The 14,470-nt window shown below is 71.7% G+C and carries 13 protein-coding genes; 1 reads left to right on the top strand and 12 read right to left on the bottom strand.

What is annotated here, in order from left to right:
• Window positions 1–82: 82 nt before the first annotated feature.
• Both GT042_RS13185 and GT042_RS13180 read right to left on the bottom strand, forming a co-directional pair.
• On the bottom strand, window positions 83–319 hold the full coding sequence (locus GT042_RS13185) for a hypothetical protein (protein WP_161308883.1): 237 nt from the start codon (window positions 317–319) through the stop codon (window positions 83–85).
• A 31-nt stretch (window positions 320–350) separates the two neighbouring features.
• Window positions 351–1,604, bottom strand: a complete 1,254-nt coding sequence (locus GT042_RS13180; RefSeq protein ID WP_161308882.1) for an MFS transporter — start codon at window positions 1,602–1,604, stop codon at window positions 351–353.
• 137 nt (window positions 1,605–1,741) lie between these two features.
• Here GT042_RS13180 and GT042_RS13175 point away from each other — a divergent pair, with 137 nt between their 5' ends.
• A complete protein-coding gene (locus GT042_RS13175; protein WP_161308881.1) occupies window positions 1,742–3,712 on the top strand; it encodes a prolyl oligopeptidase family serine peptidase in 1,971 nt (656 codons plus the stop codon).
• A gap of 40 nt (window positions 3,713–3,752) precedes the next feature.
• Here the strand turns inward: GT042_RS13175 and GT042_RS13170 are convergent, their stop codons facing one another.
• From GT042_RS13170 to GT042_RS13125, 10 genes are all read right to left on the bottom strand, one after another.
• On the bottom strand, window positions 3,753–4,574 hold the full coding sequence (locus GT042_RS13170; protein WP_161308919.1) for an HAD family hydrolase: 822 nt from the start codon (window positions 4,572–4,574) through the stop codon (window positions 3,753–3,755).
• Between the two features lie 43 nt (window positions 4,575–4,617).
• Window positions 4,618–5,523, bottom strand: a complete 906-nt coding sequence (locus GT042_RS13165) for an ABC-2 family transporter protein (RefSeq protein WP_161308880.1) — start codon at window positions 5,521–5,523, stop codon at window positions 4,618–4,620.
• Window positions 5,524–5,526: 3 nt separating this feature from the next.
• Window positions 5,527–6,408, bottom strand: coding sequence for an ABC-2 family transporter protein (locus GT042_RS13160; protein ID WP_161308879.1), 882 nt, complete (start codon window positions 6,406–6,408; stop codon window positions 5,527–5,529).
• Window positions 6,405–7,409, bottom strand: a complete 1,005-nt coding sequence (locus GT042_RS13155; RefSeq protein WP_161308878.1) for an ATP-binding cassette domain-containing protein — start codon at window positions 7,407–7,409, stop codon at window positions 6,405–6,407. The genes GT042_RS13160 and GT042_RS13155 overlap by 4 nt, the downstream gene beginning before the upstream one ends.
• 46 nt (window positions 7,410–7,455) lie before the next feature.
• A complete protein-coding gene (locus GT042_RS13150) occupies window positions 7,456–8,721 on the bottom strand; it encodes an FAD-dependent oxidoreductase (protein WP_161308877.1) in 1,266 nt (421 codons plus the stop codon).
• Between the two features lie 54 nt (window positions 8,722–8,775).
• On the bottom strand, window positions 8,776–9,057 hold the full coding sequence (locus tag GT042_RS13145) for a hypothetical protein (protein WP_161308876.1): 282 nt from the start codon (window positions 9,055–9,057) through the stop codon (window positions 8,776–8,778).
• Complete coding sequence (locus GT042_RS13140) at window positions 9,047–9,580, bottom strand: NUDIX hydrolase (protein ID WP_161308875.1); 534 nt, start codon at window positions 9,578–9,580, stop codon at window positions 9,047–9,049. Before GT042_RS13140 ends, GT042_RS13145 begins: the two co-directional genes overlap by 11 nt.
• A gap of 13 nt (window positions 9,581–9,593) precedes the next feature.
• Window positions 9,594–10,490, bottom strand: coding sequence for an aminotransferase class IV (locus GT042_RS13135; protein WP_161308874.1), 897 nt, complete (start codon window positions 10,488–10,490; stop codon window positions 9,594–9,596).
• A gap of 95 nt (window positions 10,491–10,585) precedes the next feature.
• Window positions 10,586–13,126, bottom strand: a complete 2,541-nt coding sequence (locus GT042_RS13130) for a glycoside hydrolase family 3 protein (RefSeq protein WP_202532714.1) — start codon at window positions 13,124–13,126, stop codon at window positions 10,586–10,588.
• 253 nt (window positions 13,127–13,379) lie between these two features.
• Window positions 13,380–14,470: glycoside hydrolase family 3 C-terminal domain-containing protein (locus tag GT042_RS13125; RefSeq protein WP_202532713.1), on the bottom strand; the 1,091-nt coding region annotated here is incomplete at its 5' end.

The raw sequence follows: 14,470 nt of genomic DNA, 5'->3' as shown, positions 1-14,470 counted from the left end.
AAGCCCCGCCCACCTGTGCTCGGTGGGCGGGGCTCCGTGTGGCCCGTGCGCTGGTCAGGCATGACGGGCGAGGGAGAGGGATTTACTGCCAGAGGTACAGGTCAAAGCGGCCGGCGGAGTTCATGGGGCCCTTGCACTGGCCGAGGTAGCCGGTTGTTTTCTTGATCAGCTCGGCCGCCGCGTCGCAGTCCTTCCGGTTCAGGTACCAGCTGTTGTAGACCCACTGGGCGGGTACGGCGGCCGACACGCCGGCCTGCTGCGGCTGGTGGGCGTCGGGGGCGGCTGAGGCGGGTGCGGCGACGGCGAGCGTGCCCAGCATGGCTGCACCGTTGAAGGGATGCCCCCCCCTGTCAGGTACGGGACGTCCCCGGCCGGACCAGGAACGCCAGCAGCCCCGTGCACACCAGCGTGACCACGCCCAGCACGTCCCAGTACAGCCACGCCTCTCCCGCGTCGTGGAGCATGAGGAACAGCGACCCGCCCGCCAGCGACCCCAGCGCCTCCCCCGTGGACCAGCAGACCTGCCGCAGGTGCATGACCTCCAGGCTGGAGCCCACCCCGAGCCCGGCGAACGCGGTGCTCATCATCGGCGCGAACATCATCTCGGCGAGGGCGAACACCAGGACCGCGACACCCGCTCCGAACAGAGGCGGCAGGCCCACCCCGAGCAGCAGCATGGACACGCCGAAGAGGATGTTGGCGCGGCCGAGGACGGCGAAGGGTGTCTTCCCCGCCGCCATCAGCTTGCTGATCAGCGCCGTGACCGCCGTCTGGAACAGGACGATCGACACGGCGGGCGCGGCGATCAGCACGGAGCGGGCCGCCGCCGACTCGAAGTCCCGGCCCACGGACAGCGCGAACGCCGAGTAGAACTGCGCGTACACGAACGTGCCCAGGGTGCTCACCACCACCAGCCGCAGCATGGCGGGGGTCCGCACGACCCGCAGCAGGACCGCCCTGCTCACCGGCCACGTGCCGGAGGTGGCGGGCGGCCTGCGGCGAGGCGGGATGCCGGGCACCATGACCGCGCCGGCCCCCAGGTAGCAGAGCGCCACGAACCCCATCAGCAGCCGGGGATCGGAGTCCTGGTAGAGCAGGTTGGCGACGAACGGGCCCAGCATCGCACCCGCGTTGACGGCTATCTGGAACAGGGAGAAGATCCGGTTCCGCCCGATGCTGTCGTGCACGACCTCGGCGATGAGCACCCGGGACAGCGTGAAGTGCACGCTCACACCGGTGCCGGCGAGGACGAGCAGCGCGCACAGGGCCCAGGCGGTATTGGCGTACGGCAGCGAGCCGAAGGCGGCGGCGGTGAGCAGGACCCCGCCCACCATCCCGGTGCGGTAACCCACCCGGTGCAGCCACCGGTTGAGGGCCAGCGCGGCGAGTCCGGCGGACGCGGTGTAGCAGAAGAGCCCGGCGCCCACCACGGCGGTCCCGGACCCCGGCGCCCGCGCCGCGAGCAGCAGGCCGAGCACGGGGAAAACGGTGAACAGGCCCAGGCTGCCGAAGAGATGGTCGAGCGAGAGCGCGGAGCGCAGGCGGCGCGGAGCCGGCACCGCGGGCGCGTCGAGGGGGGTGAGGGTCCCCGGCCGGGGGGTCATGGCCGGTCCCCCGCCTTCACCCACCGTACGGAAAGAGCGCGTTCCGCCATGTCGATCAACTCCTTGGAGGCATCGCTTGCCTGAATGCCCGACACAGTGTCAATATCTTGCCAAGCTTGTCAATCGGGAGGCAGGACATGGCACACGGACATCGGACGGCACCGTACGGAAGCTGGCCGTCCCCGCTCGGCGCCGCCGACGTCGCCCGGGGCGAGGCCCAGCTCGACTGGGTGGGCTTCGTCGGGGACGAGGTCTGGTGGACCGAGGCGCTCCCCGAGGAGGGCGGTCGCGCCGCCCTCATGCGCGGTGGTCCCGACGGCCCGGTGGAGGCCCTGCCCGGCGGCGGTTGGGACGTACGGACCCGGGTGATCGAGTACGGGGGCCGGCCCTGGCTCGCGCTCTCCGACCGGGCCGAGGACGGCGTCGTCTTCACCCACGCCGGGGACCAGCGTGCGTACCTCTGGCGCCCGGGGACGGAGCCGGTGCCCCTCAGCCCGCCCGGCGCGTGGCAGGCCGAGCTGCGCCACGCCGACTTCGCGGTGCGCGGCGACGAGGTCTGGTGCCTGCGCGAGCGGGTCGAGGACGAGGAGGGCACCCGGGTCACCCGCCACCTCGTGGCGCTGCCCCTGGACGGCGGCGCGGCCGACGATCCCTCGCGGGTACGGGAGTTGGCGGCCAGTCACCACTTCATGAGCGGCCCCCGCGTCGAGCCGGGCGGCGACCGGGTGGTGTGGCTGGGCTGGAACCACCCCGACATGCCGTGGGACGCCACCGAGCTCGTGGGAGCCGTGATCCGGGCCGACGGCACCCTGAGCGAGCCGGCCGTCCTCGTCGGGGACCGCCTGGCGGTGACGCAGGCGGAGTGGGCCGCCGACGGCTCGGGCACGCTGTACGCGCTCGCCGACCCGGACGGGTGGTGGAACGTCCACGAGGTCGCGCCGGACGGCGGCCTCCTGCGCAACCTGTGCCCGCGCGAGGAGGAGTTCGGCGACGCGCTGTGGCGGATCGGGCTGCGCTGGTGCCTCCCGCTGCGCGACGGCTCGCTCGCCGTCGTGCACGGCACAGGCACCCGCACGCTGGGGATCCTCTCCCCCGACGGCACCCTCACCGACCCGGAGGGCTTCGGCGGGGCGGGCGCGGAGTGGTTCTCCCTGGCGACCGACGGCCGGCGCGTCGCCGCGGTCTGCGCCGGGCCGCGGCAGCGCCGCAGTGTGGTCCTGGCCGACCCGGCGGACGGCAGTGTGCGTGTCGTACGGCCCCCCTCGGGCACCGCGCTCGACGCGTGGGCGACCACCCCGTACCGCCGTGCCTTCCGCGGTGACGACGGCCAGGACGTGTACGCCCACGTGTATCCGCCGTACAGCCCCACCCACACCGGGCCCGCCGGCGAACTCCCGCCGTGGGTGGTCTTCGTGCACGGGGGTCCGACGAGCGGCACGCCGCTGGTGCTCAACCAGGAGATCGGCTTCTTCACCAGCCGGGGCATCGGTGTGGTGGACGTGCAGTACGGCGGCTCCACCGGCTACGGCCGCGCCTACCGGGAGCGGCTGCGCGGCAACTGGGGTGTCACGGACGTGCGGGACTGTGCCGCCGTGGCCCGGGGGCTGGTGGCCGAGGGGCTCGCGGACCCGGCCGGACTCGCCGTCCGGGGCGCGAGCGCGGGCGGTTGGACGGCCGCCGCGTCGCTGTGCGCCGAGCCGGAGCTGTACGCCGCCGCCGGGATCTACTACCCGCTCCTCGACCCGGTGATCTGGAGCGCGGGCGGGACGCACGACTTCGAATCGCGGTACCTGGACGGGCTGATCGGGCCCTGGCCGGAGGCGAAGGACCGGTACGAGCGGCGCTCGCCGCTGGCCGGCGCCGACCGTATCCGCGCGCCGTTCGTCCTGCTCCAGGGGCTGGACGACCGCGTCTGCCCGCCCGCCCAGAGCCTGCGGATGGCGGAGCGGATCGCGGAGACCGGCGGGGAGTGCCGCTACCTCCGCTTCGAGGGTGAGGGGCACGGATTCCGGAAGGCGGGCAACACCATCACCGCGCTCCACGCCGAACTGGAGCTGTACGGGGACGTGTTCGGGTTCACGCCGTCCCTTCCGGCGGCGTCCTCGTAGGCCGGGGGCCGTACGGGGAATCCCGTACGGCCCCCGGTCCTCACCCGCCGAAAAAGCGCTCCAGGACCACCGCGACACCGTCCTCGTCGTTGCCCGGGGCCACCTCGTCGGCCGCCGCCTTCACCTCGGCGGGAGCGGCGGCCATGGCCACCCCGTGCGCCGCCCAGTCGAGCATCGGGATGTCGTTCGCCATGTCCCCGAACGCGATGGTGTCGGCGCCGCTCAGGCCCAGGCGGTGGGCGGCGAAGGCGAGGCCGGTGGCCTTGGTGAGGCCCTTCGGCAGCAGTTCCACCTCGCCGGGACCCGCCTTGACGACCCCGACGAGGTCCCCGGCGACCCGTACCGCGACCGAGGCCAGCTCGTCCTCGGTGAGGGTCGCGTGCTGGACGTAGAACTTGCGGACGGGGTGCGCCCACAGCTCCTCCTCGTCCGCGTCCGGGACGAGCGGGGTCTCCCCGGCGAGGTCGTGCAGGTAGCCGGGCGCGGCCACCACCACCCCGTCCAGTCCCGCCCGGTCGGCGGCCAGGGTCAGCGGCCCTGTCACCGCCTCGATCAGGGCGACCGCCTGTCTGGCCGTCCGCCGGTCCAGCGTGACGGACGTCAACTGCCGGTGCGCGGCGGTGTCGTACACCTGACCGCCCTGCCCGCAGACCGCGAGCCCGGTGTACCCGAGATCCGCGAGGACGTGCCGGGTCCAGGAGACGGACCGGCCGGTGACGACGATGTGCCGCGCCCCCCGCTCGGTGGCGAGGGTCAGGGCGGCCCGGGTCCGCGCGCCGATCGTACGGTCGGAGCGCAGGAGCGTGCCGTCCAGGTCGGTGGCGATCAGGGCGTACGGCAACGGGCTTGGGGCGTCGGCCACTTCGGCCTCCGCCGCTCCGGTACGGGGTCGCGCGTCGGTCACTTCAGCCTCCGTTGCTCTGGTAGTGGCGCAGGTTCCAGTTCCAGAAGCGCTTGGCGACGAGGAACAGCAGGACGCAGACCGCCGGCGACCACTGGGCGAGCCAGGCGAGCGGCCCGTGCTCCGGTTCCTTGTCCAGGAGGACGAGGACGGGGAAGTAGGCGACGAAGGCCAGCGGCAGGACGTACGTGAAGATCCCGCGCAGCACGACGGGCAGGATCGACAGCGGGTAGTTGCCGATCGTCGCCATGATGTCGTCGATCCACTTGCCCACCCCGTGGGCGAACGGCGAGCGCAACAGCAGCGCGGCCAGCGGGAGTTGGACGGCGGCCTCCAGGAAGACCCCGCCGACGATCGCGGCGCCGAGGTAGAGCACGGCTCCCGCGGTCCAGTCGACGGGAGCCTGGGCCACGGCCATGGCGCACACGGTGACGCCGACGAAGAAGTCACCGAGGGCGTTGATGTTGAAGCGGCTGATGAGGATCTGGGTGAGGACGGACATGGGGCGGAGGAAGTAGCCCTCGACCCGGCCCTCCTCGACCAGTTCGAGCAGTTGGTCCGAGAGGTTCCCGAAGACCATGGTGAACAGTCCGTGCGACATGAGCCGCATGCCGACGATCAGCAGGACGCCGCCGTTCGGGAAGTCGCCCAGACCGTCGAAGCGGGTGATGAGGACGGCGGCGAAGGCGAGCGTCGAGGTCTGCCAGAGGATGCCGAAGATGATCTCGAACGCGAAGTCGCCGGGGTATTCGAGGCGTCCCCGGATGTTGACCGCGGTGGTCCGCAGGATGATCCGCAGGACGCGGACCGTCCGGCGGACGCGGACGCGGACGCGGGCACCGGCACCGGCACCGGCGTCCGTGCCGGCACGCGGCCCGGCCGGCCGGGGTGCCTTGACCGTGGTGGTCATGGTTCAGCCTCCCTGTGAGGTGACGCGCCGGGCCGCACGGGACCAGACGAACTTGGTCAGCACGGCCAGAGCGACCACCCAGCACACCTCGCGCAGCAGGTTCTCGGGCGCGTCGGCGAGCGGGATGCGACCGACGTAGATCGAGATGGGCACGTTGATGGTGGCGGCGAACGGGAGCACCGACGCCGTGGTGAGCAGCCAGCCCGGCAGGAACCACAGGGGGACGAAGACCCCGGAGAGGAGGTCCTGGACGAAGCTGTACATGCGGGTCAGGCCGCTGTTGGAGGTCAGCCAGAACGTGGCGAGGTCGACGAGCTGGCCGAGGTAGTAAAGGATCATCTGCCCGAGGACGAGGCTGACCACGAAGACCAGTCCGACGGTGGCGGACGCGGGTGGTCGGATCACGCCGGTCGCGAGGGCGATGAGGTAGCCGATGAGCGCCCACATCGCGCCGTACCCCATGTCGCCCACGGCCCGGTACATGTAGTAGCGGCCGGGTGAGATCGGCCGGAGGAACCAGTAGATGACCGTGCCCTCGCGGGTGCGCTGCGGCAGGTTGTCCTTGGTGACCATCCGGTTGCTCCACCGGATCCGCCCGACGAGGATCGCGAGGGCCGCGTACGTGACGGCCTGGTGGACGTCGAGTCCGGCGACCGACTCCTTGCCCTCGTAGACCGCCGTCCACAGCAGGTAGTACAGGTAGACCTGCACGCCCATCATGAACGGGGCGAGGAAGAACCGGCCCCGGTAGGCGATCGTCTGGTAGAGCGGCACGATCCGCCAGATCCGCCAGGCGCGACCGCCGCCCGGTCTGCCGCCGGGCCTGCCGCCCGGCCTGCCGTCCGCCCGGCCGCTGCTCGCTTCGGTGGTGACCGCGGCGCTCACGGGACGAGGATTTCGTTCTTGGCCTCGTAGGCGTTCCGCATGAGTTCCTCCAGGTCGGTCTCCTCCACGGTCATGCCGACCACGGGGAACCCGGCGATCAGGGCGCGCACCACGTCCTCCGGTGTGTGGCCGTCCTCGGGGGCGAGTGTGGCGCGGGTCCCCTCGTGGGAGAGGACGCGCGCGCCCGCCACCCGTACCTCGGCGACCGGTTCCCCGAAGGTGACGTTGACCGTCCTGCTCGCGCCGTACTGGAGCTTCATCCGGTCGAGGGTCCCGTCGAACACCAGCCTGCCGTGGTTGATCAGCAGGACGCGCTCGCACAGCCGGGCCACGTCGGTCATGTCGTGGGTGGTGAGGACGACCGCCCGGCCGCGCTCGTGGACCTGCTGGAGGAGGAACGCGCGGGTGCGTTCCTTCGCCACCACGTCCATGCCGATCGTGGGCTCGTCGAGGAAGAGGATCGCGGGATCGTGGAGGACGGCGGCGGCCATGTCGCAGCGGACGCGCTGCCCCAGCGACATGAGGCGTACCGGTGTGTCCCAGAACTCGGAGATGCCCAAGACCTGGTCGACGTCGTGGAGTTGACGCTCGTAGTCGCGGGGCGCGATGTCGAAGATGTCCTGGATCAGGCCGAAGGAGTGCCGGGCGGGCAGGTCCCACCAGAGCTGGGTCTTCTGCCCGAACACCGCCCCGATCGACCGCGCGTTGTCCGCCCGGTTCTGGTGGGGGACACGTCCGTCGACGTACACCTCGCCGGACGTCGGTGTCAGGATCCCGGTCAGCATCTTGATGGACGTCGACTTGCCGGCGCCGTTGGGGCCGAGCAGGCCCACCAACTCGCCCCGGCCGACGGTCAGATCAAGATCGGAGACCACGGTGCGCTCGTCCCTCGCAGGGCTCATGAGCGACCTGAACGTGGCGAGGCGCCCGGTGGTCGGGCGCCTCACCTTGTACGTCTTCGTCAGGCCACGCGTCACGATGGCCGCCGATTCGTGCGGCATTACGGTTCCTTTCGGTGGGGGTGGGTGAAGGGGGTGGGGGGACGGTTCAGTGGGCGTAGAGCGAGCTGAGCGCGGCGATGCCCGGGAGGTCACCGACGAGGTCGGGGTCCTTGAGGGCGTGCAGGTCGGTCTCCCACAACTCCCCCGCGGAGGTGACCAGTACGGAGTCGGCGGCGGCCGAGGGCGACGGCGGCGGCGATACGGGCGCCGTCACGCGGTCCCACTCGACACCGGTGAACGGTATCCCCAGCACACCCGACACCGACTTCACCGCGCTCTCCGCCGCCAGGGGCGCGAGGGTCAGTTTCGACGGGCTGACGACCACCGCCCGGCCCCCGAGGAAGTCGTGGCTGAACTCGTCCGCCACCGTGCCGCTGCTCGGCAGCAGCCCGGACTTGACCGCCGCGTACCCGGATATCAGCCGCACGCCCGCCAGCGGGCCCGGCCTGACGACCCCGCGCAGGGTGGACAGGACGCGGTGGGCCCACCACCCGGCCAGCTGTCCCCCGGCGCCCCGCGCGCTGTCGAACGACTGGAAGTCGGAGACGAGCCAGGTCGTCCCGCTCTCGTGCCCCGTCCGGCCGGCGACGAACAGTCCGTGCTCCTCGCGCTCGGGGAAGACGGCGCTCAGGACGGGCAGGTGCCCGCGCAGCACCAGCATGAAGGACTTCCTGCACCGCACGACGGGCGGCAGCCCCGAGCGGGCGAGGATGCCGGGCGCGCCCGCGCCGGCCGCGACGACCACGGCGCGGCTCGCAATCGTCTCCGTGACGCCGTCCGGACGGACCAGCTCGCTGAGCGCACCGCCCGGTTCGTCGGCGGTCCGGCTGATGCTGCCCCGCGCGAGGTCGATGCCGGTGGACGCGGTCAGCTCGCCGAGACGGCGCAGGACGGGGCCGAAGTCGTACGTCTCCTCCTCGCTCCGGAACGACGCGAGAAAACCGTCCCCGAGCCACGGCGGCGGTTCCACGGGGCGGACCGGGAGGCCGGACGCCTGCCAGTGCTCCTGGGCACGGCGTAACGCGTTCGGGTTGGAGAACGACACCACCGAGCCCGCCGTGACGGGCGCCAGACCGGCCGTGAGAGCGCGCCAGTGGTCCCGCGCGCGGTCGAAGAGGAGCGGCAGGCGCGGCTCGTTCGGGCCGAACGCGTAGCCCCGGTGCAGGTATCCGTGCGACTGCCCCGACTGGCCCCCGCCGAGCCGCCGTTCCTCGACCAGCAGCACTCGGGCGCCGCGTGCGGTCAGTCCCAGTGCCGTGAGTATTCCCGCCATGCCCGCACCCGCGACCACGACGTCATAGCTGCGTGTCACTGTTGTCCCTGTCCTGGATTCGGGCACCGACCTGTCCCGGGCGTGTCCGCCTGTCTAGGCCGTGTCCGCGAACGGGTTGACGTGTTCGACCGAGGCGACGAGCCCGGACGCCTCCGAGAGGCCCACCAGCCACTGCTCGCCCCGGGCGGTCTCCAGCAGCAGACCGGTGTTGCCGCGTCGCGACACGGAGCGCAGCGGACCGAGCCCCGCCAGCAGCAGCCGGTCCTGCGCGTCCGACGACGCGCCGGGGTGCCGGGCCACCACGTTCCCGCTGACGAGGCTGATCCGTACGTCGATGAAGAGCGAGACGGCGATCTCCATGGTGTCAACGGTCATCGTTCAGCACCTCGGCCAGGGCCAGCGCGGCGAGTGTGGCGGAGTCCTGGATGCCGCCGTCGCGGGCCAGTTGGCGCAGCTCCGGCCACGACAGGGTCCGTACCGTCATGCTCTCCTCGAACGGATCCCGGTCCGTGGCGCCGGCCTCCGCCACGGCACGCGCGCTGTACGCGTGGCAGGAGGTCGTCGAGAAGCCGCTGCTCTCGGCGAAGGTCCCGAGGTGCCGCAGGTCCGTCACCCGCAGGCCGGTCTCCTCCAGCACCTCGCGCCGTGCGGCGGACTCGGGTGACTCCCCCGCCTCGATGCCCCCTTGGGGGAATTCGACGCTGCGCGCGCCGCCGAAGGTCTGCCGGGGCAGGTCCACGACGACGAAGCGGTCCTCGTGCCGTACGACCACCAGGACGGAGTCCGGCTTGCTGACCATGAAGTACGCGTGCCGGTCCCCCAGGCCGTCCTCGTACCGCTTGCGCAGGACGGAGAACCAGGGATTGCGGTGGACCGTCTCGCTTCCGATCTCACGCATGGCCGCCACCGGCTCAGGCCGGCGAGGTCAGATAGGTCTTGGACAGGGGATGGCCGCCCCGGCACAGGTCGTCGTAGGCGGCGGCCAGTTCGCGGGCCCGGTCGGTCGCCCTCGGGTCGCGGGGAGCGACGCCGTCCGTGCTGTCGACCAGGCGGATCCCCAGCAGCGTCCCGGCGAGGAGGACCTGCCCGTCGTACAACTCCTCGCGCAGGACGCGGCGTTCGGTCACCTGGTGGCCGAGGTCGCGCGCGATGTCGAGGAGGATGCGCTTGGTGATGGAGTCCAGGACGCCGGTGTCCACGGAGGGGACGATGATCTCCTGGTCGCGGACGATCAGGATGGCGGCGCCGTCCGCCTCGGCGACGTGGCCGTCCTCGTTGAGGATGAAGATGTGCTCGGCGCCCCGCTCGGTCCTCTCCCGCTCGAACACCCGGAAGTCCAGGTACGATCCGCCGGACTTGGCGAGGGGACCGATGGGTCCGCCGAAGCGGCGGTGGGCGCTGACCACGGCACGTACCCGCGGCGGCGCCACCGGGGCGAACTCGAATCCGCCGATGTACATGGCCCCTTCGCTCTCGGGCGCCAGGGTCGACCGGCCGCGTGCGGCGTAGAACGTCGGACGCAGGTAGACGTCCTTCCCGGGGTGGTGGGAGGCGACCTCGGCCAGCGCGGCGAAGACCTCGTCCCGGGTCTCCGGCGCCGGGATGTCCGCGATGCGGGCGGAGTTGAAGAGGCGGTCCACGTGCTGCTCGGCGGCGAGCATCAGGTGGTGGTCCCGGGCCGCGTCCCAGAACGCGGTCATTCCTTCGAAGACGTTGGCGCCGCGCAGCGCCAGCTCGTCCCAGACATGGACCCGTGCGTCCTCCCAGGGCACGACGGATCCGTTGAACCACATGACTCTGTCACCCATGACTTCCCCCAGCCGTTCGGTAGTTCAGTCGTTCGGTCGTTCGGCAGTACAGTCGTTCGGAATTCAGGCGTTCAGGCGCTCAGGCGCTCAGGCGCTCAGGCGTTCCGCGGCCCGGCCGCCAGCTCTATCCCGCTGATCTCCAGGCGTGCCTTGCCTTCCGTACAGACCAGGAAGGGCACGTCGACATGAGCGAAGTCGACACCCGCGTCCGCCAGTTCGGACAGCGGCACGGAGATCCGTGTCCACTCCCCGGCGGGCAGGGCGGTCAGCCGGGCGGAGATGTCGAGTGCGGGCTGCCGCGGGTAGTCGTTGTGGCAGGCCAGGTGGAAGGGATCGGTCGGCGGCTCGACCACGCGTACGTCGAACGACAGCGTCCCGTCCCGCGCCACCAGATCCCGCAGGTCGACCGGCCGGCCGCCGTGCGCCTGCGCGTACACGAACGTCCTGGTGCCCTTGAAGGTCAGGGACACCCCGTCCCGCCCGCCCGGCGTCCCGACCGGTTCCGTCGTGATGAAGACGGTCTCGTGCCGGCCGTCCGAGGGGATCGGCTGCGGTCCGTTGGCGGTGGCGCTGACCTCGAAGAGGTACGCGGGGTCGCCCGGCCCGACCACCAGCGTGTCGCCGGTGAACAGCTCGGCCGGCGGGGCGTCGTCGCCCTCGTCCAGCGGCAGCGGGTACGGCCCCGGGCCGTCCGTCGCGGCAGGGCCGTACAGGGTCAGCCCCGACCCGTACGGGAAGAGCGGCGCGTGCTTGCCGACGGGCTCCTCCTCGCCGGGCGGCACCTGGTAGTCCGGGATGTGGGGCGGGACGCGGTGCGAGGTCGTCGTACGCCGGCCGCGCGGCCAGCTGAAGCTCAACCGTCCCTGGAAGTCGTACGGTTGCTCCCCCTCGGCGGGGGCGAAGAGGAGGTCGGTGATGCCCTGCGCGGCGGGTCCGGGAAGCCACGCGGCCACAAACGCGTCGGAGAGGTTGATCTCCTCCGTCACGTAGAGCGGACGGCCACTGAACAGGACCGTGACCACCGTCGCGCCGGCGGCGCGCAGTTCGCGCAGGATCTCCAGGTCGCGGGCGTAGGACGGCTTGAGCGCGGCGTACTCGACGGTGTGCCACGGGCTGATGGACCCGAGCATCTCCGCGTAGGTGTCCTCGCCGATGCCGACCACGACGACGTCGTGCTCGGACACGTCCGCGTGTTCCAGGAGGGGGTCGACCGTGCACCGGCCGTCGCCCACGACCTCGGCGACGGCACCCGCCAGTGTGGCCCCGCCGGGGAAGTCGTCCAGCGTGACGTCGTCGCCCTGCCAGGTGACGGTGAAGCCGCCCGTCTGCTTCGTGATGGCGTCGGCGGCGCTCCCGGTGACCAGGACCTTCGCGTTGCGGGCGAGGGGCAGTACGGCGTTCTCGTGCTTGAGCAGCACGAGTGACTTCCGTACGGACTCACGGGCCAGCGCCCGGTGTTCGGGGGCTCCGAGGATCTCCTGACGCCCCGCCAGGGAGCGGTCCTGGGGCCTGGGCTTGTCCCACAGCCCGCCCCGCATCTTGACCCGCAGGACGCGCAGTACGGCGTCGTCGATGCGGGACATCGGGATGTCGCCGGAGTTCACGCGCGCCAGCGCGTCGCGGTAGACGGCCTGCCACTTCTCGCGGGACGAGATCATGAGGATGTCGACCCCGGCCTTGATCACGTTCCCGGCGTCGCCCTGGGTACAGCCCTCCACGTAGGGGTGGGCGTCCCAGTCGCCGACGACGATGCCGTCGAACCCGAGCGCGTTCTTGAGGACGTCGGTGATCAGGTAGGCGCTGCCGTGGGCGCGCTCCTCGGACCGGTCCTCGCTCTCCCAGCCGCTGTAGGAGACCATCACGGACTGGGAACCGGCCTCGATGCCGGAGAAGAAGCCCATGGCGTGGATGTTGCGCAGGAGGTCCTCGCTGCACCGCGCGATGCCCCGGTCCTCACCCCCGAAGGTGCCGCCGTCGCCCACCCAGTGCTTGACGCAGGAGATGACCCGGGAGTCGGTACGCAGCCCCTCGGCGTCGCCCTGGAGGCCTTCGACCATCGCACGCGCGTAGACATGCACGATCTCGGGGTCTTCGGAATAGCCCTCGTAGCAGCGGCCCCAGCGCAGGTCCCTCGGGGTGGCGACCGTCGGGGCGAAGGTCCAGTCGATGCCGGTGGCCGCGATCTCGCGCGCGGTGACCGCGCCGACGCGCCGGATCAGGTCCGCGTCATGTGCCGCGCCGAGACCGATGTTGTGGGGGAAGATCGTCGCCCCGTGCACGTTGTTGTGGCCGTGCACCGCGTCGCTCGCCCACATGAAGGGGATGGTGAACGGCCGGTCCTTGTACGCCTCTTGTGCGGCTTCCCAGAAGCCGCCGACCGTCTCGGCCCAGGCCTCGGCGCCCGCCCGCCGGTCCCCGCCGGGCCAGCGCCCCGCGCCGTTCAGCGCCGAGCCGATCCGGTACGTCCGTACGTCGTCGGCGGTGAGCTCCACCAGGTCGGGCTGGATCATCTGCCCGATCTTCTCCTCGACCGTCATGCGCGCGAGGATGCCGCGGACGGCCTGTTCGAGCGCCGGGTCGGGGGCGATGTCGGACCGTAACGACGGCCACGCCGGGAGATGTGTCAATTGGTTCACGTGCTTCTCCTAAACGTGCGGAAACGCCGTGCGATACCGGGGGCCGCCCGACGGATCGCGGTCCTCGTTGACCGACTCGGGCTCGACGCGGATGAACCCTCGCATTCGACTGATGCCTTGTCAATCTTGTTTGTACAAAGCTCATTTGGGGCATCCACGGCGTTCATCACCGCTCTGACCTGCGGCGGAGCACCGGGCACGCCAAATCGGCGGCCCCCTTCCCGGCGCCGGGAAGGGGGCTGCCGAAAGCGTCTCAGCCTTCCACGGTGAAGCCCGCCCGGAGCAGCGCCTCCTCACGGGAGGAGGGGCCGACGAGCAGCTCGAAGGCGCCCGGTTCGACGATGCGGTCGCCTCCGGCGTCCACGAGGGTGCACGCGGACACCGGCAGTTCGATGAAGACCTCGCGCGACTCGCCCGGTGCGAGGGACACCTGCTGGTACGCCTTCAGTTCCTTCTCCGCCCAGGTGACGGACGTGACGGTGTCGCTGACGTACACCTGGACGGTCTCCAGCGCGGGACGGCTGCCCGTGTTGGTCACCACGACCCGCGCGCGCACCGCGTCGGCCGCCCCGAGGGTGGTCGTGAGCACCTTGAGGTCCGAGTACTCGACGGTCGTGTAGCCGAGGCCCTCGCCGAAGACGAACGCCGGGCTCTGGGTGAGGTCGGCGTACCGGCTGCCGTGCTGGCCGCGCACCTGGTTGTAGTACGTGGGCTGCTGGCCGGCGTGCCGGGCGAAGGAGATCGGCAGGCGCCCCGAGGGCTCGACCAGGCCGAGGAGCACCTCGGCCACCGCGCGGCCCCCGAGCATGCCCGGGTTGAAGGCGTGCAGGATCGCCGCCGCGCCCAGCGCGGAGGGCGGCAGGACGAGCGGCTTCGAGCTGATCACCACGACGACGAGCGGCTTGCCGGTGGCGGCGAGCGCGTCGAGCAACGCGACCTGTCCGCCGATGAGTTCGAGGGTCGCGGTCGACCGGCCCTCGCCGACCAGCTCGATCCGGTCCCCCACCACCGCGACGACGTAGTCGGCGGCCTCGGCCGCGGCGACGGCCTCGGCGATCAGGGCGTCGTCCGGCTCAACGGGGACCACGACGTGCGGCCGGGGCTGCCCGTCGGGGAAGAACTCCCCCTCGGGGTCGGGGCCGACGGTGACGATGTCGGCGCCGCGCGCGTACGACACGGTCCAGTCGGCGGGGACGTGCTCCCGGAATCCGTCCAGGACGGTACGGATCATGTCGCGCGGCTGGCCGTCCGGCAGCCAGTCGGCCTGGCCCGACGACCCGGCCCAGTCGCCGAGTTGGGTCTGCGCGTCGTCGGCGTTGGGCCCGACGACGGCGACCGTACGGG

Origin of the sequence: Streptomyces sp. SID3212 (genome assembly GCF_009865405.1) — a bacterium.
Taxonomy (GTDB): Bacteria; Actinomycetota; Actinomycetes; order Streptomycetales; family Streptomycetaceae; genus Streptomyces.
The sequence above is the reverse complement of the archived record's forward strand: the minus strand, read 5'-3'. Positions and strand labels throughout refer to the sequence as shown.

What these genes read in the sequence shown, in the direction of transcription:
- GT042_RS13185 (WP_161308883.1), bottom strand. Translation starts at nt 319, where the DNA reads ATGCTGGGCACGCTCGCCGTCGCCGCACCCGCCTCAGCCGCCCCCGAC.
- GT042_RS13180 (WP_161308882.1), bottom strand. Translation starts at nt 1,604, where the DNA reads ATGACCCCCCGGCCGGGGACCCTCACCCCCCTCGACGCGCCCGCGGTG.
- GT042_RS13175 (WP_161308881.1), top strand. Translation starts at nt 1,742, where the DNA reads ATGGCACACGGACATCGGACGGCACCGTACGGAAGCTGGCCGTCCCCG.
- GT042_RS13165 (WP_161308880.1), bottom strand. Translation starts at nt 5,523, where the DNA reads ATGACCACCACGGTCAAGGCACCCCGGCCGGCCGGGCCGCGTGCCGGC.
- GT042_RS13155 (WP_161308878.1), bottom strand. Translation starts at nt 7,409, where the DNA reads ATGCCGCACGAATCGGCGGCCATCGTGACGCGTGGCCTGACGAAGACG.
- GT042_RS13145 (WP_161308876.1), bottom strand. Translation starts at nt 9,057, where the DNA reads ATGACCGTTGACACCATGGAGATCGCCGTCTCGCTCTTCATCGACGTA.
- GT042_RS13140 (WP_161308875.1), bottom strand. Translation starts at nt 9,580, where the DNA reads ATGCGTGAGATCGGAAGCGAGACGGTCCACCGCAATCCCTGGTTCTCC.
- GT042_RS13135 (WP_161308874.1), bottom strand. Translation starts at nt 10,490, where the DNA reads ATGGGTGACAGAGTCATGTGGTTCAACGGATCCGTCGTGCCCTGGGAG.